At 59.8% G+C, this 20,652-nt stretch carries 18 protein-coding genes, 1 pseudogene and 1 other annotated feature; of the genes and pseudogenes, 9 read left to right on the top strand and 10 right to left on the bottom strand.

Annotated elements, in window-relative coordinates; all coding sequences use genetic code 11:
* Window positions 1–23: 23 nt before the first annotated feature.
* A complete protein-coding gene (locus tag ACJ8QI_RS09430) occupies window positions 24–464 on the bottom strand; it encodes a YkgJ family cysteine cluster protein (RefSeq protein ID WP_060423779.1) in 441 nt (146 codons plus the stop codon).
* 287 nt (window positions 465–751) lie between these two features.
* On the opposite strand from ACJ8QI_RS09430, the gene ompW reads away from it, so the two are divergent.
* Window positions 752–1,384, top strand: coding sequence for an outer membrane protein OmpW (gene ompW / locus ACJ8QI_RS09425; RefSeq protein WP_019452715.1), 633 nt, complete (start codon window positions 752–754; stop codon window positions 1,382–1,384).
* Window positions 1,385–1,428: 44 nt separating this feature from the next.
* Here ompW and ACJ8QI_RS09420 read toward each other — a convergent pair whose 3' ends face one another.
* From ACJ8QI_RS09420 to ACJ8QI_RS09395, 6 genes and pseudogenes are all read right to left on the bottom strand, one after another.
* Entirely contained in the window at window positions 1,429–1,743 is a 315-nt protein-coding gene (locus tag ACJ8QI_RS09420) for a BON domain-containing protein (protein ID WP_025303053.1), read from the bottom strand.
* Window positions 1,744–1,960: 217 nt separating this feature from the next.
* Window positions 1,961–2,767 carry a tryptophan synthase subunit alpha gene (gene trpA / locus ACJ8QI_RS09415; protein ID WP_038877280.1) on the bottom strand — a complete coding sequence of 269 codons (807 nt, stop codon included), beginning with the start codon at window positions 2,765–2,767 and terminating at the stop codon, window positions 1,961–1,963.
* The gene (gene trpB / locus ACJ8QI_RS09410; RefSeq protein ID WP_442532419.1) at window positions 2,767–3,957 is read right to left on the bottom strand and encodes a tryptophan synthase subunit beta; all 1,191 of its coding nucleotides are present in this window, start codon (window positions 3,955–3,957) and stop codon (window positions 2,767–2,769) included. Before trpB ends, trpA begins: the two co-directional genes overlap by 1 nt.
* Before the next feature lie 41 nt (window positions 3,958–3,998).
* The gene (gene trpCF, locus ACJ8QI_RS09405) at window positions 3,999–5,360 is read right to left on the bottom strand and encodes a bifunctional indole-3-glycerol-phosphate synthase TrpC/phosphoribosylanthranilate isomerase TrpF (RefSeq protein WP_100395853.1); all 1,362 of its coding nucleotides are present in this window, start codon (window positions 5,358–5,360) and stop codon (window positions 3,999–4,001) included.
* 3 nt (window positions 5,361–5,363) lie between these two features.
* A pseudogene (trpD, locus tag ACJ8QI_RS09400) lies at window positions 5,364–6,960 on the bottom strand (bifunctional anthranilate synthase glutamate amidotransferase component TrpG/anthranilate phosphoribosyltransferase TrpD).
* Window positions 6,960–8,522: an anthranilate synthase component 1 gene (locus tag ACJ8QI_RS09395; RefSeq protein ID WP_070913655.1), complete on the bottom strand. Its 1,563-nt coding sequence runs from the start codon at window positions 8,520–8,522 to the stop codon at window positions 6,960–6,962. Before ACJ8QI_RS09395 ends, trpD begins: the two are co-directional and overlap by 1 nt.
* Window positions 8,523–8,546: 24 nt before the next feature.
* Window positions 8,547–8,650, bottom strand: a sequence feature (Trp leader region).
* 252 nt (window positions 8,651–8,902) lie between these two features.
* Between ACJ8QI_RS09395 and rnm the strand changes: the two genes are divergently transcribed.
* From rnm to rluB, 5 genes are all read left to right on the top strand, one after another.
* Entirely contained in the window at window positions 8,903–9,784 is an 882-nt protein-coding gene (gene rnm / locus ACJ8QI_RS09390) for an RNase RNM (RefSeq protein WP_049232948.1), read from the top strand.
* Window positions 9,785–9,831: 47 nt separating this feature from the next.
* Window positions 9,832–10,452, top strand: coding sequence for an L-threonylcarbamoyladenylate synthase (locus ACJ8QI_RS09385; RefSeq protein ID WP_049232951.1), 621 nt, complete (start codon window positions 9,832–9,834; stop codon window positions 10,450–10,452).
* Between the two features lie 115 nt (window positions 10,453–10,567).
* Entirely contained in the window at window positions 10,568–10,927 is a 360-nt protein-coding gene (locus ACJ8QI_RS09380; protein ID WP_016927523.1) for a Rap1a/Tai family immunity protein, read from the top strand.
* 148 nt (window positions 10,928–11,075) lie between these two features.
* On the top strand, window positions 11,076–11,873 hold the full coding sequence (locus ACJ8QI_RS09375) for an alpha/beta fold hydrolase (protein ID WP_442532418.1): 798 nt from the start codon (window positions 11,076–11,078) through the stop codon (window positions 11,871–11,873).
* Between the two features lie 161 nt (window positions 11,874–12,034).
* Window positions 12,035–12,940, top strand: coding sequence for a 23S rRNA pseudouridine(2605) synthase RluB (rluB, locus tag ACJ8QI_RS09370; protein WP_025303042.1), 906 nt, complete (start codon window positions 12,035–12,037; stop codon window positions 12,938–12,940).
* A gap of 38 nt (window positions 12,941–12,978) precedes the next feature.
* Here rluB and cobO read toward each other — a convergent pair whose 3' ends face one another.
* Both cobO and ACJ8QI_RS09360 read right to left on the bottom strand, forming a co-directional pair.
* Window positions 12,979–13,569: a cob(I)yrinic acid a,c-diamide adenosyltransferase gene (gene cobO, locus ACJ8QI_RS09365; RefSeq protein ID WP_033647573.1), complete on the bottom strand. Its 591-nt coding sequence runs from the start codon at window positions 13,567–13,569 to the stop codon at window positions 12,979–12,981.
* Between the two features lie 13 nt (window positions 13,570–13,582).
* Entirely contained in the window at window positions 13,583–14,344 is a 762-nt protein-coding gene (locus tag ACJ8QI_RS09360) for a YciK family oxidoreductase (RefSeq protein WP_060423763.1), read from the bottom strand.
* A 359-nt stretch (window positions 14,345–14,703) separates the two neighbouring features.
* On the opposite strand from ACJ8QI_RS09360, the gene sohB reads away from it, so the two are divergent.
* A complete protein-coding gene (sohB, locus tag ACJ8QI_RS09355) occupies window positions 14,704–15,750 on the top strand; it encodes a protease SohB (protein WP_038877302.1) in 1,047 nt (348 codons plus the stop codon).
* A gap of 51 nt (window positions 15,751–15,801) precedes the next feature.
* On the opposite strand, the gene ACJ8QI_RS09350 is transcribed toward sohB, so the two are convergent.
* A complete protein-coding gene (locus ACJ8QI_RS09350) occupies window positions 15,802–16,053 on the bottom strand; it encodes a YciN family protein (RefSeq protein WP_004930700.1) in 252 nt (83 codons plus the stop codon).
* A 427-nt stretch (window positions 16,054–16,480) separates the two neighbouring features.
* On the opposite strand from ACJ8QI_RS09350, the gene topA reads away from it, so the two are divergent.
* Window positions 16,481–19,078, top strand: a complete 2,598-nt coding sequence (topA, locus tag ACJ8QI_RS09345; RefSeq protein WP_038881773.1) for a type I DNA topoisomerase — start codon at window positions 16,481–16,483, stop codon at window positions 19,076–19,078.
* Window positions 19,079–19,439: 361 nt separating this feature from the next.
* A complete protein-coding gene (gene cysB / locus ACJ8QI_RS09340) occupies window positions 19,440–20,414 on the top strand; it encodes an HTH-type transcriptional regulator CysB (protein ID WP_004930690.1) in 975 nt (324 codons plus the stop codon).
* Window positions 20,415–20,652 lie beyond the last annotated feature (238 nt).

Here is a 20,652-nt window from a genome sequence, read left to right as displayed (position 1 = left end):
GGCGTCGGGAAAACAGAGATAAATCAGTGGGTGATTGTACCCTGTTCCACGCCGCTGTGGCACCCCGCGAATTGCACTACGCCTATTTCTTCAACGATCGTCGTCTCAGGCAGCGAGAGCGGCAGGGGCACCGGCAGGGGCGGCAGCCCGTAGCGTTCCCGGGCGCGATCGCAGGCTTCGTTGCGCAGGCCGTTTTCGCCGGACTGATCGAACTCTCTGCACGGGCTGGGCCGATTGAGGTAGATCGAGCAGGACACGGCTTTGCCGATCTCGCCGTCCAGCGCGTTGCAGCGGGGGGACTTGCTGTTGGTCCCCTGCATGCAGCGCAGGAACGGGCTCAAAGGCTCCGTTAAGGAAAGGGGAACGGTGCCGCCGCCGTCTTCGGCTTCGGCCCAATAGAATGACACTCGAAAATAACCGCAGCATGCGCCGCAGCTGACACAGGGATTAAGGATTTCGCTCATCTTGATTGCCCACCGACTCCTTACGGCACCAACCAAAACCAACACGGAAAATGAAATTACCTCAGCCGCATTTTTCTCCGCAACCGAAATTTGAACATGTAGATAATTTGCAACAAAATCGATTTTTTGATGCAGATCAATCCTTGATTTATTAAGCGGTTAGGTAACCTTGTTTTTAGTGGGATTTTAAATTTTTACACATAAGATGTGATCTCGATGGGATCACAAATACCCGAAAGTAGGTATATTCCCCCCTCGAGTGATTAACCACACAAATGGAATGGATAATGAAAAAGACAACTCTGGTGGTATTGGCGACGATGATGGCGCCTATGTTGGCAAGTGCGCATCAGGCCGGTGATTTCCTGTTCCGCGCGGGCACCGCAACGGTGCGTCCAAATGCGGGTTCGGACAACGTATTGGGGTTGGGTTCGCTGGATGCGAAAAACAACACCCAGCTCGGTCTGACCTTCGGTTATATGGTGACGGACAACATCGGCGTTGAGTTGTTGGCCGCAACGCCATTCCGCCACAAGGTTACGCTGGGCGGCACCGATCTGGCGACCGTTCACCAATTGCCGCCTACGCTGATGGCGCAATACTACTTCGGCGACAAGCAGGACAAACTGCGTCCTTACCTGGGCGTCGGCGTTAACTACACCACCTTCTTCGACGAGAAGTTCAACGACTACGGCAAAAGCGCCGGGTTGAGCAATCTCGACCTGAAAGACTCCTGGGGTGTGGCGGCGCAGGCCGGCCTGGATTACAACCTGGATGAACACTGGATGCTGAACATGTCGGTGTGGTGGATGAACATCGAAACCAAAACTCGCTTCAACGATGCGAATGGCGGGCACCACAGCTTCGATACGCGTCTGGATCCGTGGGTGTTCATGTTCGGGGCGGGTTATCGCTTCTGATGAAGGCCGCAATCAGGGAGGCGTTGCGCCTCCCTGTGTCGGTATTATTTAATCTGCATTACGTTTTCAACCGATTTCACACCGGCCACGCCGCGTGTGACCTGCACCGCACGGTTGGCGTCATCGCTGGACGTCACAAAGCCGCTCAGCTGCACGCGACCTTTAAAGGTTTCCACGCTGATCTCGCGCGACTTGATGTTTTTATCCGCCAACAGTGCCGATTTCACTTTGGTGGTGACTACGGTGTCATCGATATAACCGCCCGTTCCCTCTGATTTTGCCGTCGGCGCGCAAGCGCTCACCGCGACCGCCACAACGGCTGCCATGCACAAGGCTGAAAGGGTTTTAAACAGCTTCATAAATTACTCTCCATGCAATGTTATGGTTGAAATTCGCTACGGTTTTTCGCCGCAGCGAGCGCATTCCCCAAATCAAACGAAGAAATGCATAGCGAACAAACTTCATTGTGAGACAAGACCTGAGTTTGTTCAAATTTTTGCTGTAAATAAATGGAATAAACTTTGAGGGGAAACAAGCTGTTAAAGCGAGCGCCGGCGGGGCGCTCGCTGGAGAGGATCACGCCCGGGTGGCGCGCTTCATACTGCTGGCGAAGGCCGCCAGCTTGGTCAGCATCTCCGCCGGGTTGGCATGGTGCTGTTCGATGATTTTGACGATTGCCGAGCCGGAGATCGCGCCGGCGGCCCCGGCCTGCAGCGCGGCCTTCACCTGCTCGGGTTCGGAGATGCCGAAACCCTGCAGCGGCGGCGCGGCGTGATACTCGCGCAGTTTGTTCACCAAGTGATGCAGCGGCAGCTGAGCCCGGCTTTCGGTGCCGGTCACCCCGGCGCGCGACAGCAGATAGGTGTAGCCGCGGCCGTGCGAGGCGATTTCACGCAGCAGATCGTCATCGGCGTTCGGTGGGCAGATGAAGATCGGTGCGATACCGTGGCGCGCGGCGGCGGCGCGGAACGGCGCAGACTCTTCAAACGGCACGTCGGCGACCAGCACCGAATCCACGCCCACTTCGGCGCAGCGCTGGTAAAACGCATCGATGCCTTTATGGAACACCAGGTTGGCGTACATCAGCAGGCCGATGGGAATGGTCGGGTGCTTCTGGCGGATGGCCGCCAACATCTCGAAGCACTGGGTCGGCGTGACGCCGGCGGCGAAGGCGCGCAGCGTCGCGCTTTGGATGGTCGGGCCATCCGCCAGCGGATCGGAGAAGGGGATGCCCAGCTCCAGCGCGTCCGCGCCGGCTTCGATCAGGGTGTCGATAATCTGCAGCGACAGCGCCGGGTTAGGATCGCCCAGCGTCACGAACGGGACGAAGGCGCCTTCCTTGCTGCTTTCCAGACGCGTGAACAGTTGCTGATAACGTTCCATCAGATTTCTCCCCGAGCTTTCAAAATGTCGTGAACGGTAAATATGTCTTTGTCGCCGCGGCCGGACAGGTTGACCACCAGGATCTGCTCTTTCTGCGGCGTTTCACGGATCATTTTCAGCGCGTGCGCCAGGGCGTGTGAGGACTCCAGCGCCGGGATGATGCCTTCATGGCGCGACAGCGCCTTGAACGCTTCCAGCGCTTCGTCGTCGGTGATCGACACGTATTCGGCGCGGCCGGTGCTGTTCAGGAAGGCGTGCTGCGGCCCGACGGACGGGAAGTCCAGCCCGGCGGAGATCGAATAGGATTCTTCAATCTGGCCTTCGGCGGTCTGCATCATTGGCGCCTTCATGCCGAAGTAGATGCCGACGTGACCGTGCTTGAGCGGTGCGCCGTGCTGGCCGGTTTCGATGCCCAGGCCGGCAGGTTCCACCCCGATCAGCCCAACGCCGGCGTCATCGATAAAGTCGGCGAACATGCCGATGGCGTTGGAGCCGCCGCCGACGCAGGCGATGACCGCATCCGGCAGGCGGCCTTCGCGCTCCAGCACCTGCGCTTTGGTTTCTTCGCCGATCATGCGCTGGAATTCACGCACGATGGTGGGGTACGGGTGCGGGCCGGCGGCGGTGCCGAGCATGTAGTGCGCGGTTTCATAGCTGCCGGACCAGTCGCGCAACGCTTCGTTGCAGGCGTCTTTCAGGGTGGCGGAGCCGCTGTGCACCGGGATCACTTCCGCGCCCATCAGCCGCATGCGGAACACGTTCGGCGACTGGCGCTCGACGTCTTTGGCGCCCATATAGATGCGGCACTTCAGGCCGAGCAGCGCACAGGCCAGCGCCGACGCGACGCCGTGTTGGCCAGCGCCGGTTTCCGCGATGATCTCGGTTTTGCCCATGCGTTTGGCCAGCAACGCCTGGCCCAGCACCTGGTTGGTCTTGTGCGCGCCGCCGTGCAGCAGGTCTTCACGCTTCAGATAAAGCTTGGTGTTGCTGCCGGCGGTGAGGTTCTTGCACAGCGTCAGCGCCGTCGGGCGGCCTGCGTAGTTCTTCAGCAGATCGATAAATTCCGCCTGAAATGCCGGATCGCGCTGGGCGCTGACAAAGGCTTCTTCCAGTTGTTTCAGGGCCGGCATCAGAATTTGCGGCACATACTGGCCACCAAATTCGCCGAAGTAGGGGTTAAGCAGCGTCATGAGATTTCCCGTTATTATCCGTTATTAATATAGAGCCGTATTCAGTAGGCGCGCAGGGTCTGGAAGACCGAGGCCAGGCGCGCGGGATCTTTGATGCCCGGTTCGCTTTCCACGCCGGAGTTGAAGTCCAGCCCGGCGCAGCCGAGCTTGGCCGCATCGACGCAGTTGTCGGCGCGCAGGCCGCCCGCCAGCATCACGTTAGTCAGATCTTCGCCTTGCAATACCGACCAGTCGAAGCGTTGGCCGGTGCCGCCGGCGCCGTTGTCCAGCAGATAGCGATCGACATGCTGCAGATCGCGCGCCGGCACCCGATCTTTCACGCTCAGCGCCTTCCAGATGCGGCAATCGGCCGGCAGGCGGGCGCGCAGGGCGCTGATATAGGCCTGGTCTTCCGCGCCGTGCAATTGCACCGCATGCAGCCCGAGGCGCTCAACGGTCAACGCCACGGTATCAACCTGGGCGTCGCAGAACACGCCGACGTACTTCAGCGGCGCGCCGGAGATCACTTCGCGGGCGCGGGTGATGTCCACATAGCGCGGTGAACGCCCGACGAAAATCAGCCCGCCGTAGATGGCGCCGGCCTGATAGGCGGCGGCGGCGTCCTGCGGACGGGTCAGGCCGCACACTTTATTGTCGCCCAGGATCACGCGGCGCACGGCGGCGCGCAGATCGGTTTCCGACATCAGCGCGCTGCCGATCAGAAAACCGTTGGCGTAATGGCTCAGCTCGCGGATCTGCCCGTAGTTGTTGATGCCCGACTCGCTGATCACCGTCACGCCATGCGGCACGCGCGGCGCCAGCTGACGGGTGCGGTTCAGGTCGATGCTCAGATCGCGCAGATCGCGGTTGTTGATGCCGACCACGCGCGCTTCCAGCGCGATCGCGCGCTGCAGCTCTTCTTCACTGATCACTTCGGTCAGCACGCCCATGTTCAGGCTGTGAGCCACCGCGGCCAGCTGGCGGTACTGCTCGTCGGTCAACACCGACAGCATCAGCAGGATGGCATCGGCCTGATAGTAGCGCGCCAGATAAATCTGATACGGGTCGATGATAAAGTCTTTGCACAACACCGGTTGGCTGACGGTTTTACTGACCAGCGGCAGGAAATCGAAGCTGCCCTGGAAGTATTTCTCGTCGGTCAGCACCGAGATCGCCGAGGCGAAGTCTTTATAGACCGTGGCGATCTCCACCGGATCAAAGTTCTCGCGAATCAGACCCTTGGAAGGCGAGGCCTTCTTGCATTCGAGAATGAAAGCCGTCCGGGTGCCCTGCAGCGCGTGGTAGAAGCTGCGTTCGCTCGGTACGATGTCATTCTGAAAGCCGGCCAGGGGCTGTTGCTGTTGTCGCGCCGCGATCCATTGCGCTTTGTCGCGGACAATCTTGTGTAGCACGGTTTCCTGCATCATTTATCCTCTTGCCGCCAGTGCGATGACACGCTCATAGGCCTGCCCGCTGTTGATCATATCCAGTGCCTGCCGCGCATTTTGGCGCAGGTCTTCATGTCCGAATAACTTCAGAAGCAACGCGACGTTGGCCGCGACCGCCGCGGCGTGCGCCGGCTCGCCTTTACCTTGTAACAGCCGCGCCAAAATGTCACGGTTTTCTTCCGGCGTGCCGCCCAGCAAGGCTTCCAGCGGATAGGTTTCCAATCCGAAGGACTGCGGAGTGAGCTGGTAGCTGCTGATTTCGCCGTTGTTCAATTCCGCCACGTGCGTCGTGGCGTGGATCGCCACCTCGTCCATGCCGCCGCCGTGAACCACCGCCGCACGCTGATAACCCAGCACGCGCAGGGTTTCGGCAATCGGCAGCACCAGTTCCGGGCTGTAAACGCCGATCAGCGCCAGCGGCGGGCGCGCCGGGTTGATCAGCGGGCCCAGCACGTTGAACAGCGTGCGGGTCTTCAACTGCTGGCGCACCGGCATGGCGTGGCGAAAACCGGTGTGGTACTGCGGCGCGAACAGGAAACACACGCCGAGATCGTCCAGCGCCTTGCGCGCTTCTTCCGCCGGCAGATCCAGGTGGATGCCGAACGCCGCGAGCAGATCCGAGGAGCCGGAGCGGCTGGAGACGCTGCGGTTGCCGTGCTTGGCGATCTTCGCGCCGCACGCCGCCGCCACGAAGGCGCTGGCGGTGGAAATATTGATGCTGTTGGTGCCGTCGCCGCCGGTGCCGACGATATCGGCGAACGGGTAGTCAGGGCGCGGGAACGGCTGAGCGTCGTCCAGCAGCGCTTTGGCGGCGCCGGCGATCTCTTCCGGGCGCTCGCCGCGAACTTTCATGCTGATCAACGCCGCCGCCAGTTGGCTCGGCTCCAGTTCGCCGCGCACGATGGCGCTGAACAGCTGTTGGCTTTCCTGCTGGCTCATCGACTCGGCGCGGTACAGTTTCTCAAGAATAGGTTGCATCGTCGTGTTCCTTATATTACTTCGCCAGCGCCCAGGCCAGGGTCTGCTCAAGCAGGCGCGCGCCGTGGGTGGTCAGAATCGATTCCGGGTGGAACTGGAAGCCGCACACGCGGCGACGGTCGTCGCGCACCGCCATCACCATCTCGCCGAAACGGGCGTTGACGGTAAGATCGGCCGGGATATTGCTGCCGACCAGCGAGTGGTAGCGCGCCACCGGCAGGGGGTTAGCCATGCCGGCGAACATGCCTGCGCCATCGTGAACGATTGCCGAGGCTTTGCCGTGCAGGATCTCGCCCGCCTGGCCGACCTGGCCGCCGTAGGCTTCGACGATCGCCTGGTGACCGAGGCAGATGCCGATGATCGGCAGCCGGCCGCGCAGGCGCTGCAGCAGTTCCGGCATGCAGCCCGCTTCGGACGGCGTGCCGGGGCCGGGCGACAGCATCAGCACCGGCTGGGTCATGTGCTCCAGGCGTTCGATGATCACCTCGGCGGCGATCTGGTTACGGTAAATCACCACCTGGTGGCCGCTGGCGCGCAGCTGATCGACCAGGTTGTAGGTAAAGGAGTCGACGTTGTCGAGCAACAGGATATCGGCCATCAGAACACCTCCTTGGCATGGTGCGCAGTGGCGATGGCGCGCAGCACGGCACGGGCTTTATTACGGGTTTCGTCGGCTTCCGCCTGCGGGATGGAATCCAGCACCACGCCGGCGCCGGCCTGCACGGTGGCGATGCCGTCTTCAACGTAGGCGGAACGGATGACGATGCAGGTATCCAGATCGCCGGTGGCGGTGAAGTAGCCCACCGCGCCGCCGTAGCTGCCGCGGCGTGTGCCTTCGGAGGCGGCGATCAGCTGCATCGCCCGCACTTTCGGCGCGCCGCTCAGGGTGCCCATGTTCATGCAGGCCTGGTAGGCGTGCAGCACGTCGAGATCGGCGCGCAGAGTGCCCACCACCCGGGAAACCAGATGCATGACGAACGAATAGCGGTCCACCTTGGTCAGGTCGGCCACGTAGCGGCTGCCGGCCTGGCAGATGCGCGCCAGATCGTTGCGCGCCAGATCGACCAGCATCAGGTGCTCGGCCAGCTCTTTGTGGTCGGTGCGCATTTCCAGCTCGATGCGGCTGTCGAGATCCAGATCCAGCGAACCGTCCTTACTCCGGCCGCGCGGGCGAGTGCCGGCGATCGGGTAGATTTCGATTTGGCGATTGCCCGCGTCGTATTTCAACGCGCTCTCCGGTGAAGCGCCGAACAGGGTGAAGTCATCATCCTGCATGAAGAACATATACGGGCTGGGGTTGTTGTCTTTCAACGTCTGGTAGGCCGCCAGCGGCGCCGGGCACGGCAGGGAGAAGCGGCGCGACGGCACCACCTGGAAAATCTCGCCCTGACGGATCGCTTCCTGCAGCCCGCTGACCACCGCGCCGTACTCTTCGTCGCTCTGGTTGCAGCTCAGCTGCATGTTCTCCAGCGTTTGGTGCGGGATCGGCTGCGGGGTTTGTTGCAATTCGGCCTGCAGCTGTTCCAGACGTTGCTGCAAACGCTGCGCTTCACTCGCCTGCTCGCTGAAGACGCTGGCCTGCAGACGGGCCGTACCGCGTTGGTGATCCAGCACCAGCAGGGTTTCCGCCAGATAGAAGCAGAAGTCCGGGCAGCGCTGATCCTGGCGCAGCGCCGGCAGGTCTTCGAAACCGGCGACCAAATCGTAGGCAAACAGGCCGCCCAGCATCACGGCTTCGCGCTCGTCCGCCGGGGAGTCCACCAGGGTCAGCAGCGTGCGCAGCGCATCGAACACCGACAGGGAGCGCAAGCGGGCGTCTTCGTCCTGCACCGCGTCGATCGCCGGGAAGGTCAGTTCGCGGCCGTTGGGGCGCGCCTGATTGCGCACCTCGGGCGGTAGCGCTTCGTCCAGCAGCGGCAGCAGCGCTGCGCCGTTGGCGGTCAGCGCCTGCACGCTGACGGTATGACCCAGTGCGGTAATGCGCAGCGCGCTGTCAATCACCAGCAGGCTCTGCAGATTCTGTTTGCTGTTGATTTCCGCCGATTCCAGCAGCAGGGTGGCCGGACGGGCACCGCACAGCTGGTGGAAAATGGTGGTGGGGTCGCCCCGGTAGCTGGCTTGCGCCTTCAGCAATGTCAGTTGTGGTTTGGTGTTCATCATCGGTGGTTCCAGTGAATTCTGTCCATAAAAAAGCCCGCATCAGGTGCGGGCTCAGGAAATCTGCATTGTCAGATGACAGCTATGCGCGATTACACCGCCCGCAAGAGGGAGGTACGCCACCAACCGTGAAGAGAAATATATTTGTTCATTTGCCGACTCTCTCTGTTAACGCTCATCTGACACGGCCGTTGCCGTGAACTTGTGTACTAGTTAACTGGTTCGTGACGGCAAAGTCAACCCTCTTTTTGCACAATGTTTTAGCGGTCAGCGTGAATTCTATTCATCATCCGCCCGGCGCCTGCGGCCAGGGCAGAATAGATTTCCGTCCGGCCGCCGATCGCGGGTATGATAGAAATCCAAGCCATTGCCGGATAGCCGTTTTGACAGACAGTAACCCCCAATCCACCGCTTTTACTCTGTACGACCTTCACAGCCACACGACCGCCTCCGACGGCTACCTGACGCCGACGCAGCTGGTGCAGCGGGCGGTCGAGATGCGTGTGGGCGTGCTGGCGATCACCGATCACGATACCACCGCCGGGTTGGCCGAGGCCGCCGCCGCCATTGCGGAGCAGGCGTTGCCGCTGCGGTTGGTCAACGGGGTGGAAATCTCGACGCTGTGGGAAAATCATGAGATCCATATCGTTGGATTGGGCATGGACGTCGCGCACCCGGCGCTGGTGGCGCTATTGGCGGAACAAACCGAACGCCGCAATCGCCGTGCGCAGGAGATCGGCGTGCGTCTGGGCAAGGCGCGCATTCCCGACGCCTATGCCGGCGCCCAGCGGTTGGCGGGGGCCGGTGCGGTGACCCGCGGCCATTTCGCCCGTTACCTGGTGGAGATAGGCGTGGCGGACAACATGGCGCAGGTGTTCAAGAAATACCTGGCCAAGGGCAAAACCGGCTACGTGCCGCCGCAGTGGTGTACAATAGAACAAGCCATTGATGCGATTCATCAATCGGGCGGTCAGGCGGTGATGGCACATCCCGGCCGTTACGATCTGACCGCGAAGTGGTTGAAACGTTTGCTGGCGTATTTCGCCGAACACGGCGGCGACGCCATGGAAGTGGCGCAGTGTCAGCAGGCGCCGCATGAGCGCTCGCAATTGGCGAAATATGCCCAGGACTACCGCCTGTTGGCCTCACAAGGCTCTGATTTTCACCAGCCTTGTTCGTGGATCGAACTGGGCCGCAAACTGTGGCTACCGGGCGGCGTCGAGCCGGTGTGGCGCGATTGGCCGCAGCCGGGCGAGGCGGTCTGATTTTACGCGCGTGGCAACGCGCGCGGGCATCATTTTAGGAGCAAGTCATGAGTCAGCTTTTTTATATTCACCCGGACAACCCGCAGCCGCGTTTGATTAACCAGGCGGTTGACGTGCTGCGCAAGGGCGGGGTGATCGTTTATCCCACCGATTCCGGCTATGCGCTGGGTTGCATGCTGGAAGAGAAGGCGGCGATGGAGCGCATTTGCCGCATCCGTCAGCTGGACGGCAACCACAACTTTACCCTGATGTGCCGCGATCTGTCCGAGCTGTCGACCTATGCGCACGTCGATAATACGGCGTTCCGCCTGATCAAAAACAATACGCCGGGCAACTACACCTTTATTCTGAAAGCGACCAAAGAAGTGCCGCGCCGTCTGATGAATGACAAGCGCAAAACCATCGGCCTGCGCGTGCCGTCGAACCCGATCGCATTGGCGCTGCTGGAGGCGTTGAACGAGCCGATGATGTCCACCACGCTGATGCTGCCGGGCAATGACTTTGCCGAGTCCGATCCGGAAGAGATCAGCGATCACCTGGGCAAGGTGGTCGATCTGGTGATCCACGGCGGCTTCCTCGGCCAACAGCCGACGACGGTTATCGATCTGACCGAATCCTCGCCGGAAGTGGTGCGTGAAGGGGCGGGTGACGCGGCGCCTTTCCGTTGATGTCAATTGTTGCCACCTTGCCCATTGTCTGAAAATCGGCTGAAGCGACGCTATTTCGCATGAAAGCCGCTATTCTTGAATACTTCAGAATTGATAATGGGCAGGATGCGCAGCAATGATTAAACAGGTTTCTTTTTTAGCGGCCTTATTATTTTCCTCAATGGCAAATGCGGGGTTTTATTCGGGCAGCGGTTTGCTGGCGGAATCCGGCGGTTACGTAAAAAATAAAAGCGGTGAAGCCACCGTGGCCGAAGCGCTGAATGGCGGCATGTTCATGGGATACGTCGCCGGCGTATTCGATACCTACTCAATGCAGGGCAATCGCAATATTTGCCCCGAAGCCGGGATGAGCATCGGCGTAGCCGCCGACGCGGTGATGCAATATTTGAACGAGCATCCTGAGCAGCTGCATTATTCCGCGCCGTCGGTGATCATGCTGGCGTTAAGCGCCGCCTATCCCTGCGTCCGCCATTAAGTTCCTATTCCAATTCGTGCGCATTTTTTCATAAGGTGCGCTCGGACTCTTTCCGCACGAACTTCAATAGATCAATGCCTGCTGCGCTGTCACCTTATCCCCGTCGGTATTTCCCGAACGGGTCGGGGAGAGACGCGCAGGAGGTAATATGACCGCATTTCACAGCGCCAACATGGCGCTCGACTATCAGGATATCGGCTCAGGGCCGCTCACGTTGGTGTTGCTGCCCGGCTGGTGCGAGCCGAAAACCGTATTTGAGCCGTTCATCGCTCTGGCCGCCGAACGCTATCGGGTGATCAGCATCGACTGGCGCGGCCACGGCCTGTCGTCAAAAGCGGCGGGGATGTCGCTGGCGGCGGACGATTTGCTGGAAGATGTGCGTCAGCTGCTGGCTGCGCTGCGTTTGGACAACGTGATCACCCTGTCGGTGGCGCACGCCAGCTGGCTGGCGGTGGCGCTGGCCGAAGCATTGCCGCAGCGGATACGGGGCATGGTGTTTCTCGACTGGATTATGACGCAGCCGGAGCCGGCGTTCTTTACGGCGGTGAGCCGCATGCAGCAGCCGCAGCAGTGGCTGGCGGCGCGCGACGCCTTGTTCGACTTCTGGCAGGGCGGCATCCGCCACGATCGGGTCAAACGCCATCTGGAGGTCGAGATGGCGCAGGAAGATTACCGGCTCTGGCGTGCCGCCGGCGTGGCCATCGAACAGGCCTACCGGCAATTTGGCTCGCCGCTGCAACGCCTGGCGGGAATGAGCGCGCCGCCGCCGTGCCGGCATATTTACTCGTTGGATCGCCGCGACGACTATCTGCGGCAGCAGCAGGCATTTGCCGCCGAGCAGCCGTTTTTCTCCGTGGTACGGTTAGGGGAGGCTCGTACTCACCTCGGCATTCTGGAACGGCCCGACGCGGTGCTGTGGGCGGTGGAGGATTTTTTGGCGCCGTGAACGCAGCCTGAGGGCCGCAGCGCCGATAAAGTGGGTTTCAACACCTTAGAAAGCCTGTATAATGCGCTGTTCGATCCTGATAAACGTATTATTACCGTGGTGGCGCTTGGCCGCGGCGGTATCCCCCCGACGCCTGTGAAGGCGACATTAGAGGTTGCTCAATGAGCGAAAAGTTACAGAAAGTTTTAGCGCGCGCCGGGCATGGCTCGCGTCGTGAAATCGAAACCATGATTGAAGCCGGGCGCGTCAGCGTCGACGGCAAGGTCGCCAAGCTGGGCGATCGCGTTGAAGTGACCCCGGCGATGAAAATTCGTCTGGACGGTCATGTCCTGTCGATCAAAGAATCCGAAGAGGTGGTTTGCCGGGTGCTGGCTTACTACAAACCGGAAGGCGAGCTGTGTACCCGCAGCGATCCTGAAGGCCGCCCGACGGTGTTCGATCGCTTACCGAAGCTGCGCGGTTCGCGCTGGGTGGCGGTAGGGCGCCTGGACGTCAACACCTCCGGTCTGCTGCTGTTCACCACCGACGGTGAACTGGCGAACCGTCTGATGCACCCAAGCCGTGAAGTGGAGCGCGAGTACGCGGTACGCGTGTTCGGCCAGGTTGACGATGCGAAAGTGAAGCAGCTGAGCAAGGGTGTGCAGCTGGAAGACGGCCCGGCCGCCTTCCGCACCATCAGCTTCCAGGGCGGAGAAGGCCTCAACCAGTGGTACAACGTGACCCTGACCGAAGGCCGTAACCGTGAAGTGCGTCGCCTGTGGGAAGCGGTGGGTGTGCAGGTTAGCCGCCTGATCCGCGTGCGCTACGGCGACATCGATCTGCCGAAAGGCCTGCCGCGCGGCGGCTGGGCCGAGCTGGATCTGCCGGCGATCAACTACCTGCGCGAGCTGGTGGAATTGAAGCCGGAAACGGTCAGCAAAATGCCGGTGGAGCGTGAACGCCGCCGCGTGAAGGCCAACCAGATCCGCCGCGCGGTCAAGCGCCACTCTCAGGTGGCCGGCAGCGGCCGCCGCAGTGCGCCAGGCAGCAAGCCGGGTAAACCGGGCAAGCCAAGCAAACGCAGCTAATCCCTCATTCTGGCCCCGTTCGGGGCCAGAACTTTTTGTTACCAATCGATCCCCTGTTGCGCCTTCACGCCTGCATCGAACGCGTGTTTCACCGGCCGCATCTCCGTGACCGTATCCGCCAGTTCCAGCAGATCGCGATGGCAACCGCGCCCGGTCAAGATCACCGTTTGGTGCGCAGGGCGCTCCAGCAACGCTGCCTTCAGCTCTTCCAGTTCCAGATAGCCGTAGGTCAGCATGTAGGTTACTTCGTCCAGCAGCACCAGATCCAGGCTGCTGTCGGCCAGCATGCGTTTGCCATGCTGCCACACCGCCTGACAGGCGGCGGTATCACCGGCTTTATTCTGCGTCTCCCAGGTAAAACCGGTGGCCATCACCTGGAATTCAACGCCGTGTTGCTGCAGCAGGTTTTTTTCGCCATTGGGCCACTCGCCCTTGATGAACTGGATCACCCCGGCGCGCATGCCGTGGCCAACCGCCCGGGTGACGGTGCCGAAGGCGGCCGTGGTTTTACCCTTGCCGTTGCCGGTAAACACCAGCAGCAGGCCGCGCGTGTCCTGCGCGGCGGCGATGCGGGCATCGACCTGTTCTTTCAGGCGCTGCTGGCGCTGTTGATGACGATCTTCCGCCATGAAACGCTCCTTATTATTCGGCCGCGCCGGGTTTACGGTTCGGCTGCGCGTCGAAGCTCATGCCGGTTTTGCGGCGGCTGTCTTCGCCCATCAGATACAGATACAGCGGCATGATATCGGCCGGGGTTTTCAGCTTGTTCTTGTCTTCGTGCGGGAAGGCAGATGCGCGCATTTTGGTGCGGGTGCCGCCCGGATTGATGCAGTTCACCCGCAAATTGCGGTTTTTATACTCGTCTGCCAACACCTGCATCATGCCCTCGGTGGCGAACTTCGACACCGCATAGGCACCCCAGTCTGCGCGGCCGGTGCGCCCGACGCTGGAACTGGTGAACACCAGCGAACCGGCGTGGGATTTCAGCAGCAGCGGCAGCAGCGCCTGAGTCAGCATAAAGGTGGCGTTGACGTTAACCTGCATCACCTCTTGCCACATGGTCATCGACAGGTCGGCCATCGGCGCGATGTCGCCGAGCAGGCCGGCGTTGTGCAGAACGCCGTCAAGGCGGGGGATCTGGCTCGCCAGATCGTCGGCTATCTGCCGGCATCGCTCCGGAGTGGCGTGCAGCAAGTCCAGCGTCACTACCCGGGCCGGGGCGCCGCCCTGGGCCGCTATCTCTTGTTGTACCGCCAGCAGCTTGCTCTCGGTGCGCCCCAGCAGCACCAGCTGAGCGCCGAAGCGCGCGTAGGTCAGCGCCGCTTCACGGCCGATGCCGTCGCCAGCGCCGGTGACCAAAATGATACGTTGTTCGAGCAGATCTTGTTTGGGTTGGTAATGCACGATAAATCCTCGCCTGGGTGGCTGTTCTCCCGTGAATATCGGGGAGCAAGGGTGAAACGCGCGGCCGGGGCGGGAGCGAAGGCTCGACCGTCTGCGGGCCGCGCAGCGAATCCGTCTCATCGTATTGATGAATAATGGGTGTTATATGCCTTAATCTGTGGGCATTTTCAATGCGTAGCAGGCTGAAATGGCATTCTTTTGTAACAAAAGCACGGCGGCGGCGCCTTGGTTCGGCCTTGAATCGTCCCCATAGTGATGATCCGTGCGCAATGAATTTTCATTTAGCCGCGACAGCAGCCGCTGCGGTTGGCTAAAATGGAAAGAAGCATACTAACAACCTGTAAATAAAGGCGGAATCTGTGGAGTTTATATCTGTTTATGGCCTGTTTCTGGCCAAGGTCGCCACGGTGGTGCTCGCCATCGCCGCGTTGGCCATCCTGGCGGTCAGTTTGGGGCAACGCAAGAACCGCCAGAAAGGGGAGCTGCAGCTGACCGATCTCGGTGAACAGTATCGCGAGATGCAGCGTGATATGCGCCTGGCGCGTATGGATACCGCCGAGCAGAAGGTCTGGCTGAAACAGTTCAAGAAGCAGACCAAGGCCGACGACAAGCTGAAGAAGCAGCGCGCCAAGTCCGGCGCGGTGGAAGTGACTAAGCCGTGCCTGTATGTGCTGGACTTCAAGGGCAGCATGGACGCGCACGAGGTGACCTCGCTGCGCGAAGAGATCTCGGCGGTGCTGGCGGTAGCGTCGGCGCAGGATGAAGTTCTGTTGCGCCTGGAAAGCCCGGGCGGGGTGGTGCACGGCTACGGCCTGGCGGCCTCGCAGCTGGAGCGCCTGCGCAAAGGCGGCATTCGCCTGACGGTAGCGGTGGATAAAGTGGCGGCCAGCGGTGGCTACATGATGGCCTGCGTCGCGGATCGCATCGTGGCGGCGCCGTTCGCCATCATCGGCTCCATCGGCGTGGTGGCGCAGATCCCGAACTTCCACCGCCTGCTGAAGAAGAACGACATCGACGTGGAGCTGCACACTGCCGGGCAATTCAAACGCACGCTGACGCTGTTTGGCGAAAACACCGAGCAGGGGCGCGAGAAGTTCCGCGAAGATCTGAACGAAACCCACGAGCTGTTCAAACGCTTCGTGCATGAGCAGCGCCCGTCGTTGGACATCGACAGCGTCGCCACCGGTGAGCACTGGTTCGGTTCACAGGCGAAAGAGAAGGGGCTGATCGACGCCATCGGCACCAGCGATGACTTGCTGATCGCCGAGCTGGATAACCACGAAGTGATCGCCGTGCGCTATACGCGCCGCAAACGCCTGATGGATCGCTTCACCGGCAGCGCGGCGGAAAGCGTCGATCGCTTGCTGTTGCGCTGGTGGCAGCGTGGTGAAAAGCCGCTGCTGTAACGGCGGCGATAGCGTGAATCAACGGGGGCCAGTTGCCCCCGTTTTCTTTTCTCAATCGACCAGGTGGTATTTTTCCGAAAGCAGATGGGCCAAATGTTTAAACATATTAAATACCGCGGTGGTTTTGGCGGTGGGCAATCCATCGGCATCCAAAAAGTATTCGCCGCGGAAAACTAAAACGCCGCTTTTTTGTTCAACGTCGGTGGCGATCATGCCGTGCAGATAATCTTCGTGTTGGCGGATGATGTTATTTGCTTCCGCCAGCAGGGCCTCGCGGCCGATAGGGGCAGTATTTGTGCGCATTTATTAGACTCCAAACTAAAAACTCTGCGCATATTCTAACGCCGGTTCGCTTTTATCCGCAAACCGACTAAGGTTTATTTGCCGTCTGGATGGCCATGGGCGGCCGCCGGTTGGCGAAATCGGTCTTTCCGTGCTAATTAGGTTGCGTGACGCTTTTTATCAGGTACAGTGTGGGATTTTGCGGCGTCGGGTGGAAGGTTTTGTTTACGCCATGAATAAAACTCACACAGCCATACTTCTGGGGCATGGGTGAATAGCAGGCAGGATCAACAACTTGCGTTCAGGTTGAGCAGTTGGGCAACCAAAAGAAAAAAATCTGTTGATCTCTTGCCAGACTGCCGCAATATAAAAAAAGAGACACGAATTGCCGCGGCACGGCGAGATAAAAGACTTCTTTTTAGAAGAAATAAATTAGGTAAAGGTAAATATGGGTAAAGCTCTCGTAATAGTTGAGTCCCCGGCAAAAGCCAAAACTATTAATAAATATTTAGGAAGTGACTACGTGGTGAAGTCCAGCGTCGGTCATATCCGTGATTTGCCGACCAGTGGCTCAGCCAGCAAAAAGAGCGCTGACTCAACCGAAGACAAAGCCAAGAAAAAAGTTAAAAAAGATGAGAAGGCGGCGCTGGTAAATCGCATGGGCGTCGACCCTTACCACGGCTGGAAAGCGCATTATGAAATCCTGCCGGGTAAAGAAAAAGTGGTCGCCGAGTTAAAATCGTTGGCGGAAAACGCCGACCACATTTATCTCGCAACCGACCTTGACCGCGAAGGGGAAGCCATCGCCTGGCACCTGCGGGAAGTGATCGGTGGGGATGACAAACGCTTTAGCCGCGTGGTGTTTAACGAAATCACCAAAAACGCGATCCAGCAGGCGTTCAAACAGCCGGGCGAGCTGAACATTGACCGCGTCAACGCGCAGCAGGCGCGCCGATTCATGGACCGCGTGGTGGGCTATATGGTCTCGCCGCTGCTGTGGAAGAAAATCGCCCGCGGCCTGTCCGCCGGCCGCGTGCAGTCGGTGGCGGTGCGCCTGGTGGTCGAGCGCGAACGCGACATCAAGGCCTTCGTGCCGGAAGAGTACTGGGAGCTGCATGCCGATCTGCTGGCGAAGGGTGAAACCGCGCTGCAGATGGAAGTGACCCATGCGCACGACAAACCGTTCAAGCCGGTCAACCGCGAGCAGACTCACGCTGCGGTCAAACTGCTGGAAAAAGCCCGCTACACGGTGCTGGATCGCGAAGACAAACCGACCAGCAGCAAACCGGGCGCGCCTTTCATTACCTCCACGCTGCAACAGGCCGCCAGCACCCGCCTGAGCTTCGGCGTGAAGAAAACCATGATGATGGCGCAACGGCTGTATGAAGCCGGCCACATCACCTATATGCGTACCGATTCCACCAACCTGAGCCAGGATGCGCTCAACATGGTGCGTGGCTATATCGGCGACAACTTCGGCGACAAATACCTGCCGAAGGCGCCAAATCAGTACAGCAGCAAAGAGAATTCGCAGGAAGCGCACGAAGCGATCCGTCCTTCGGACGTGAACGTGCTCGCCGAGCAGTTGAAAGACATGGAAGCGGACGCGCAGAAGCTGTATCAGCTGATCTGGCGCCAGTTCGTCGCCTGCCAGATGACGCCGGCGCAATACGATTCCACCACACTGACGGTGAAGGCCGGCGATTATCAGCTGCGGGCCAAGGGCCGTACGCTGCGCTTTGACGGCTGGACCAAGGTGATGCCGGCGCTGCGCAAGGGCGATGAAGATCGCACCCTGCCATACGTCGAAATCGGCAGCGAGCTGGATCTGCAGAAACTGATCCCGAGCCAGCACTTCACCAAGCCGCCGGCGCGCTATAGCGAAGCCTCGCTGGTGAAAGAGCTGGAAAAACGCGGTATCGGCCGTCCGTCCACCTACGCCTCCATCATCTCGACCATTCAGGATCGCGGTTATGTGCGTGTGGAAAGCCGCCGCTTCTATGCCGAGAAAATGGGCGAGATCGTCACCGATCGCCTGGAAGAAAACTTCCGCGAGCTGATGAACTATGACTTCACCGCGCGCATGGAAGACGGTCTCGATGAGGTTGCCAACAACCAGGCCGAGTGGAAAGCGGTGCTGGACGAGTTCTTCGTCGACTTCAGCGAGCAGCTGGAAACGGCGGAGAAAGATCCGGAAGAAGGCGGCATGCGGCCTAACCAGATGGTGATGACCAGCATCGACTGCCCGACCTGCGGCCGCAAGATGGGTATCCGTACTGCCAGCACCGGCGTGTTCCTCGGCTGTTCCGGCTACGCGCTGCCGCCGAAGGAGCGCTGCAAAACCACCATCAATCTGGTGCCGGAAGCGGAAGTGCTCAACATCCTCGAAGGCGACGACGCGGAAACCAACGCGCTGCGCGCCCGCCGTCGCTGCAAGAAATGCGGTACGGCAATGGACAGCTACCTGATCGACAACCAGCGCAAGCTGCACGTTTGCGGTAACAACCCGGCGTGTGACGGCTATGAAATCGAAGAGGGCGAGTTCCGCCTGAAAGGCTACGATGGCCCGGTGGTGGAGTGCGACAAGTGCGGCTCGGAAATGCACCTGAAAATGGGGCGTTTCGGCAAGTACATGGGCTGTACCAACGAGAACTGTAAAAACACCCGCAAGATCCTGCGTAACGGCGATGTCGCGCCGCCGAAGGAAGATCCGGTGCCGTTGCCGGAGCTGCCGTGCGAGAAGTCTGACGCCTATTTCGTGCTGCGTGACGGCGCTGCCGGCGTGTTCCTGGCGGCCAACACCTTCCCTAAATCGCGCGAGACCCGTGCGCCGCTGGTGGAAGAGCTGGCTCGCTTCAAAGATCGCCTGCCGGAGAAGCTGCGCTATCTGGCCGATGCGCCGGTGGCGGATGCCGAAGGCAATAAAACGCTGGTGCGTTTCAGCCGTAAAACCAAACAGCAGTACGTCTCCTCTGAAAAAGATGGCAAGGCGACCGGTTGGTCCGCGTTCTACGTGGACGGCAAGTGGGTCGAAGGCAAGAAGTAAGGCCGCTGTCCTGCCAGTAAGATGAAAAACCAGCCCCGGTGGCTGGTTTTTTTATTGGTGAAAAGCGACAAACGGATCTATCCTTTGCTGTTTTTATCCCTCCGCCACCGCCGTTTCACGTTGATACCAATGCAAAATAATCGTTATCATAGTGTGACGCGGATCTATACTTGAAGCTGCAACGTGGTATAGTGGTTATATAAAAAGTTTTTTTATTATTAAAGCTTATTAACAACGGCGTTTTCTTCACCATCAGGGTAAAACACGGTGTTTATGGCTTGTGATTTTCAGCATACCGGGGCGACACCGATATACCTGGCTGCGGGTAAGCCGCAGTGTTTAACCTAGGATGGTATAAGATATGAAATTGCAGCAGCTTCGTTACATTGTGGAAGTGGTTAACCACAACCTGAATGTCTCCTCGACGGCAGAAGGGCTCTATACCTCGCAACCCGGCATCAGTAAGCAGGTGCGCATGCTCGAAGATGAGCTGGGCATCCAGATTTTCGCCCGCAGCGGCAAACACCTGACCCAGGTCACCCCGGCCGGCCAGGAAATCATTCGCATCGCACGTGAAGTGCTGTCCAAGGTCGACGCCATTAAAGCCGTCGCCGGTGAACACACCTACCCGGACAAAGGCTCGCTGTACGTCGCTACCACGCATACCCAGGCTCGCTATGCTTTGCCTAACGTAATCAAAGGCTTCATCGAGCGTTACCCACGCGTCTCGCTGCACATGCATCAGGGTTCGCCGACGCAGATCGCCGAAGCGGTCTCCAAAGGGACCGCCGATTTCGCCATCGCCACCGAAGCACTGCACCTGTACGACGATCTCATCATGCTGCCGTGCTACCACTGGAACCGTGCGGTAGTCGTGAAGCCCGATCATCCTTTGGCGGGCAAAAGCAGCATCAGCATTGAAGAGCTGGCGGCTTACCCGATCGTCACTTACACCTTCGGCTTTACCGGGCGTTCGGAGTTGGATACCGCCTTCAACCGCGCCGGCCTGACGCCGCGCATTGTCTTTACCGCCACCGACGCCGACGTGATCAAAACCTACGTGCGTCTGGGATTGGGGGTGGGGGTGATCGCCAGCATGGCGGTGGATCCGGTGCAGGATCCGGATCTGGTGACGGTGGATGCGCGTGATATCTTCACCTACAGCACTACCAAGATCGGTTTCCGCCGCAGCACCTTCCTGCGCAGCTACATGTACGACTTCATTCAGCGCTTCGCGCCGCACCTGACGCGCGACGTGGTCGACAGCGCGGTGGCGCTGCGCTCCAACGAAGAAATTGAAGCGATGTTTAAGGACATCAAGCTGCCTATCAAATAGCCGCCAGCGTTGACGACATCAAACAACACCCGGACAGGCCTGCGCCTCTCCGGGTTTTTTATGAGCAAAACCCTGCGCCATAAAACACCCCATTCGCAAGCTGCGCTAATCCAATCCTAGTGGGGAGAACGCGTTATGGCGCTTTAACGTCAGGCCAACGCCCTCTGTCATTTTCGCTAAGTTTCTGGATCACGCCCATTCAACCTTGAAACAGCTTATGGCTTCCTTGTTAGGAATC

Origin of the sequence: Serratia sp. CY84636 (assembly GCF_052166245.1) — a bacterium.
GTDB classification, from domain to species: domain Bacteria; phylum Pseudomonadota; class Gammaproteobacteria; order Enterobacterales; family Enterobacteriaceae; genus Serratia; species Serratia nevei.
Note: the sequence above shows the minus strand (reverse complement) of the source record. Positions and strands in the feature narration are given on the sequence as shown.

Coding starts and splice junctions, on each gene's coding strand:
- trpA (WP_038877280.1), bottom strand. CDS start 2,767: ATGGAACGTTATCAGCAACTGTTCACGCGTCTGGAAAGCAGCAAGGAA.
- ACJ8QI_RS09350 (WP_004930700.1), bottom strand. CDS start 16,053: ATGCGCACAAATACTGCCCCTATCGGCCGCGAGGCCCTGCTGGCGGAA.
- ACJ8QI_RS09385 (WP_049232951.1), top strand. CDS start 9,832: ATGAGTCAGCTTTTTTATATTCACCCGGACAACCCGCAGCCGCGTTTG.
- ACJ8QI_RS09380 (WP_016927523.1), top strand. CDS start 10,568: ATGATTAAACAGGTTTCTTTTTTAGCGGCCTTATTATTTTCCTCAATG.
- rluB (WP_025303042.1), top strand. CDS start 12,035: ATGAGCGAAAAGTTACAGAAAGTTTTAGCGCGCGCCGGGCATGGCTCG.
- cysB (WP_004930690.1), top strand. CDS start 19,440: ATGAAATTGCAGCAGCTTCGTTACATTGTGGAAGTGGTTAACCACAAC.
- trpCF (WP_100395853.1), bottom strand. CDS start 5,360: ATGCAGGAAACCGTGCTACACAAGATTGTCCGCGACAAAGCGCAATGG.
- ompW (WP_019452715.1), top strand. CDS start 752: ATGAAAAAGACAACTCTGGTGGTATTGGCGACGATGATGGCGCCTATG.
- ACJ8QI_RS09420 (WP_025303053.1), bottom strand. CDS start 1,743: ATGAAGCTGTTTAAAACCCTTTCAGCCTTGTGCATGGCAGCCGTTGTG.
- topA (WP_038881773.1), top strand. CDS start 16,481: ATGGGTAAAGCTCTCGTAATAGTTGAGTCCCCGGCAAAAGCCAAAACT.
- ACJ8QI_RS09395 (WP_070913655.1), bottom strand. CDS start 8,522: ATGATGAACACCAAACCACAACTGACATTGCTGAAGGCGCAAGCCAGC.
- ACJ8QI_RS09375 (WP_442532418.1), top strand. CDS start 11,076: ATGACCGCATTTCACAGCGCCAACATGGCGCTCGACTATCAGGATATC.
- cobO (WP_033647573.1), bottom strand. CDS start 13,569: ATGGCGGAAGATCGTCATCAACAGCGCCAGCAGCGCCTGAAAGAACAG.
- ACJ8QI_RS09430 (WP_060423779.1), bottom strand. CDS start 464: ATGAGCGAAATCCTTAATCCCTGTGTCAGCTGCGGCGCATGCTGCGGT.
- trpB (WP_442532419.1), bottom strand. CDS start 3,957: ATGACGCTGCTTAACCCCTACTTCGGCGAATTTGGTGGCCAGTATGTG.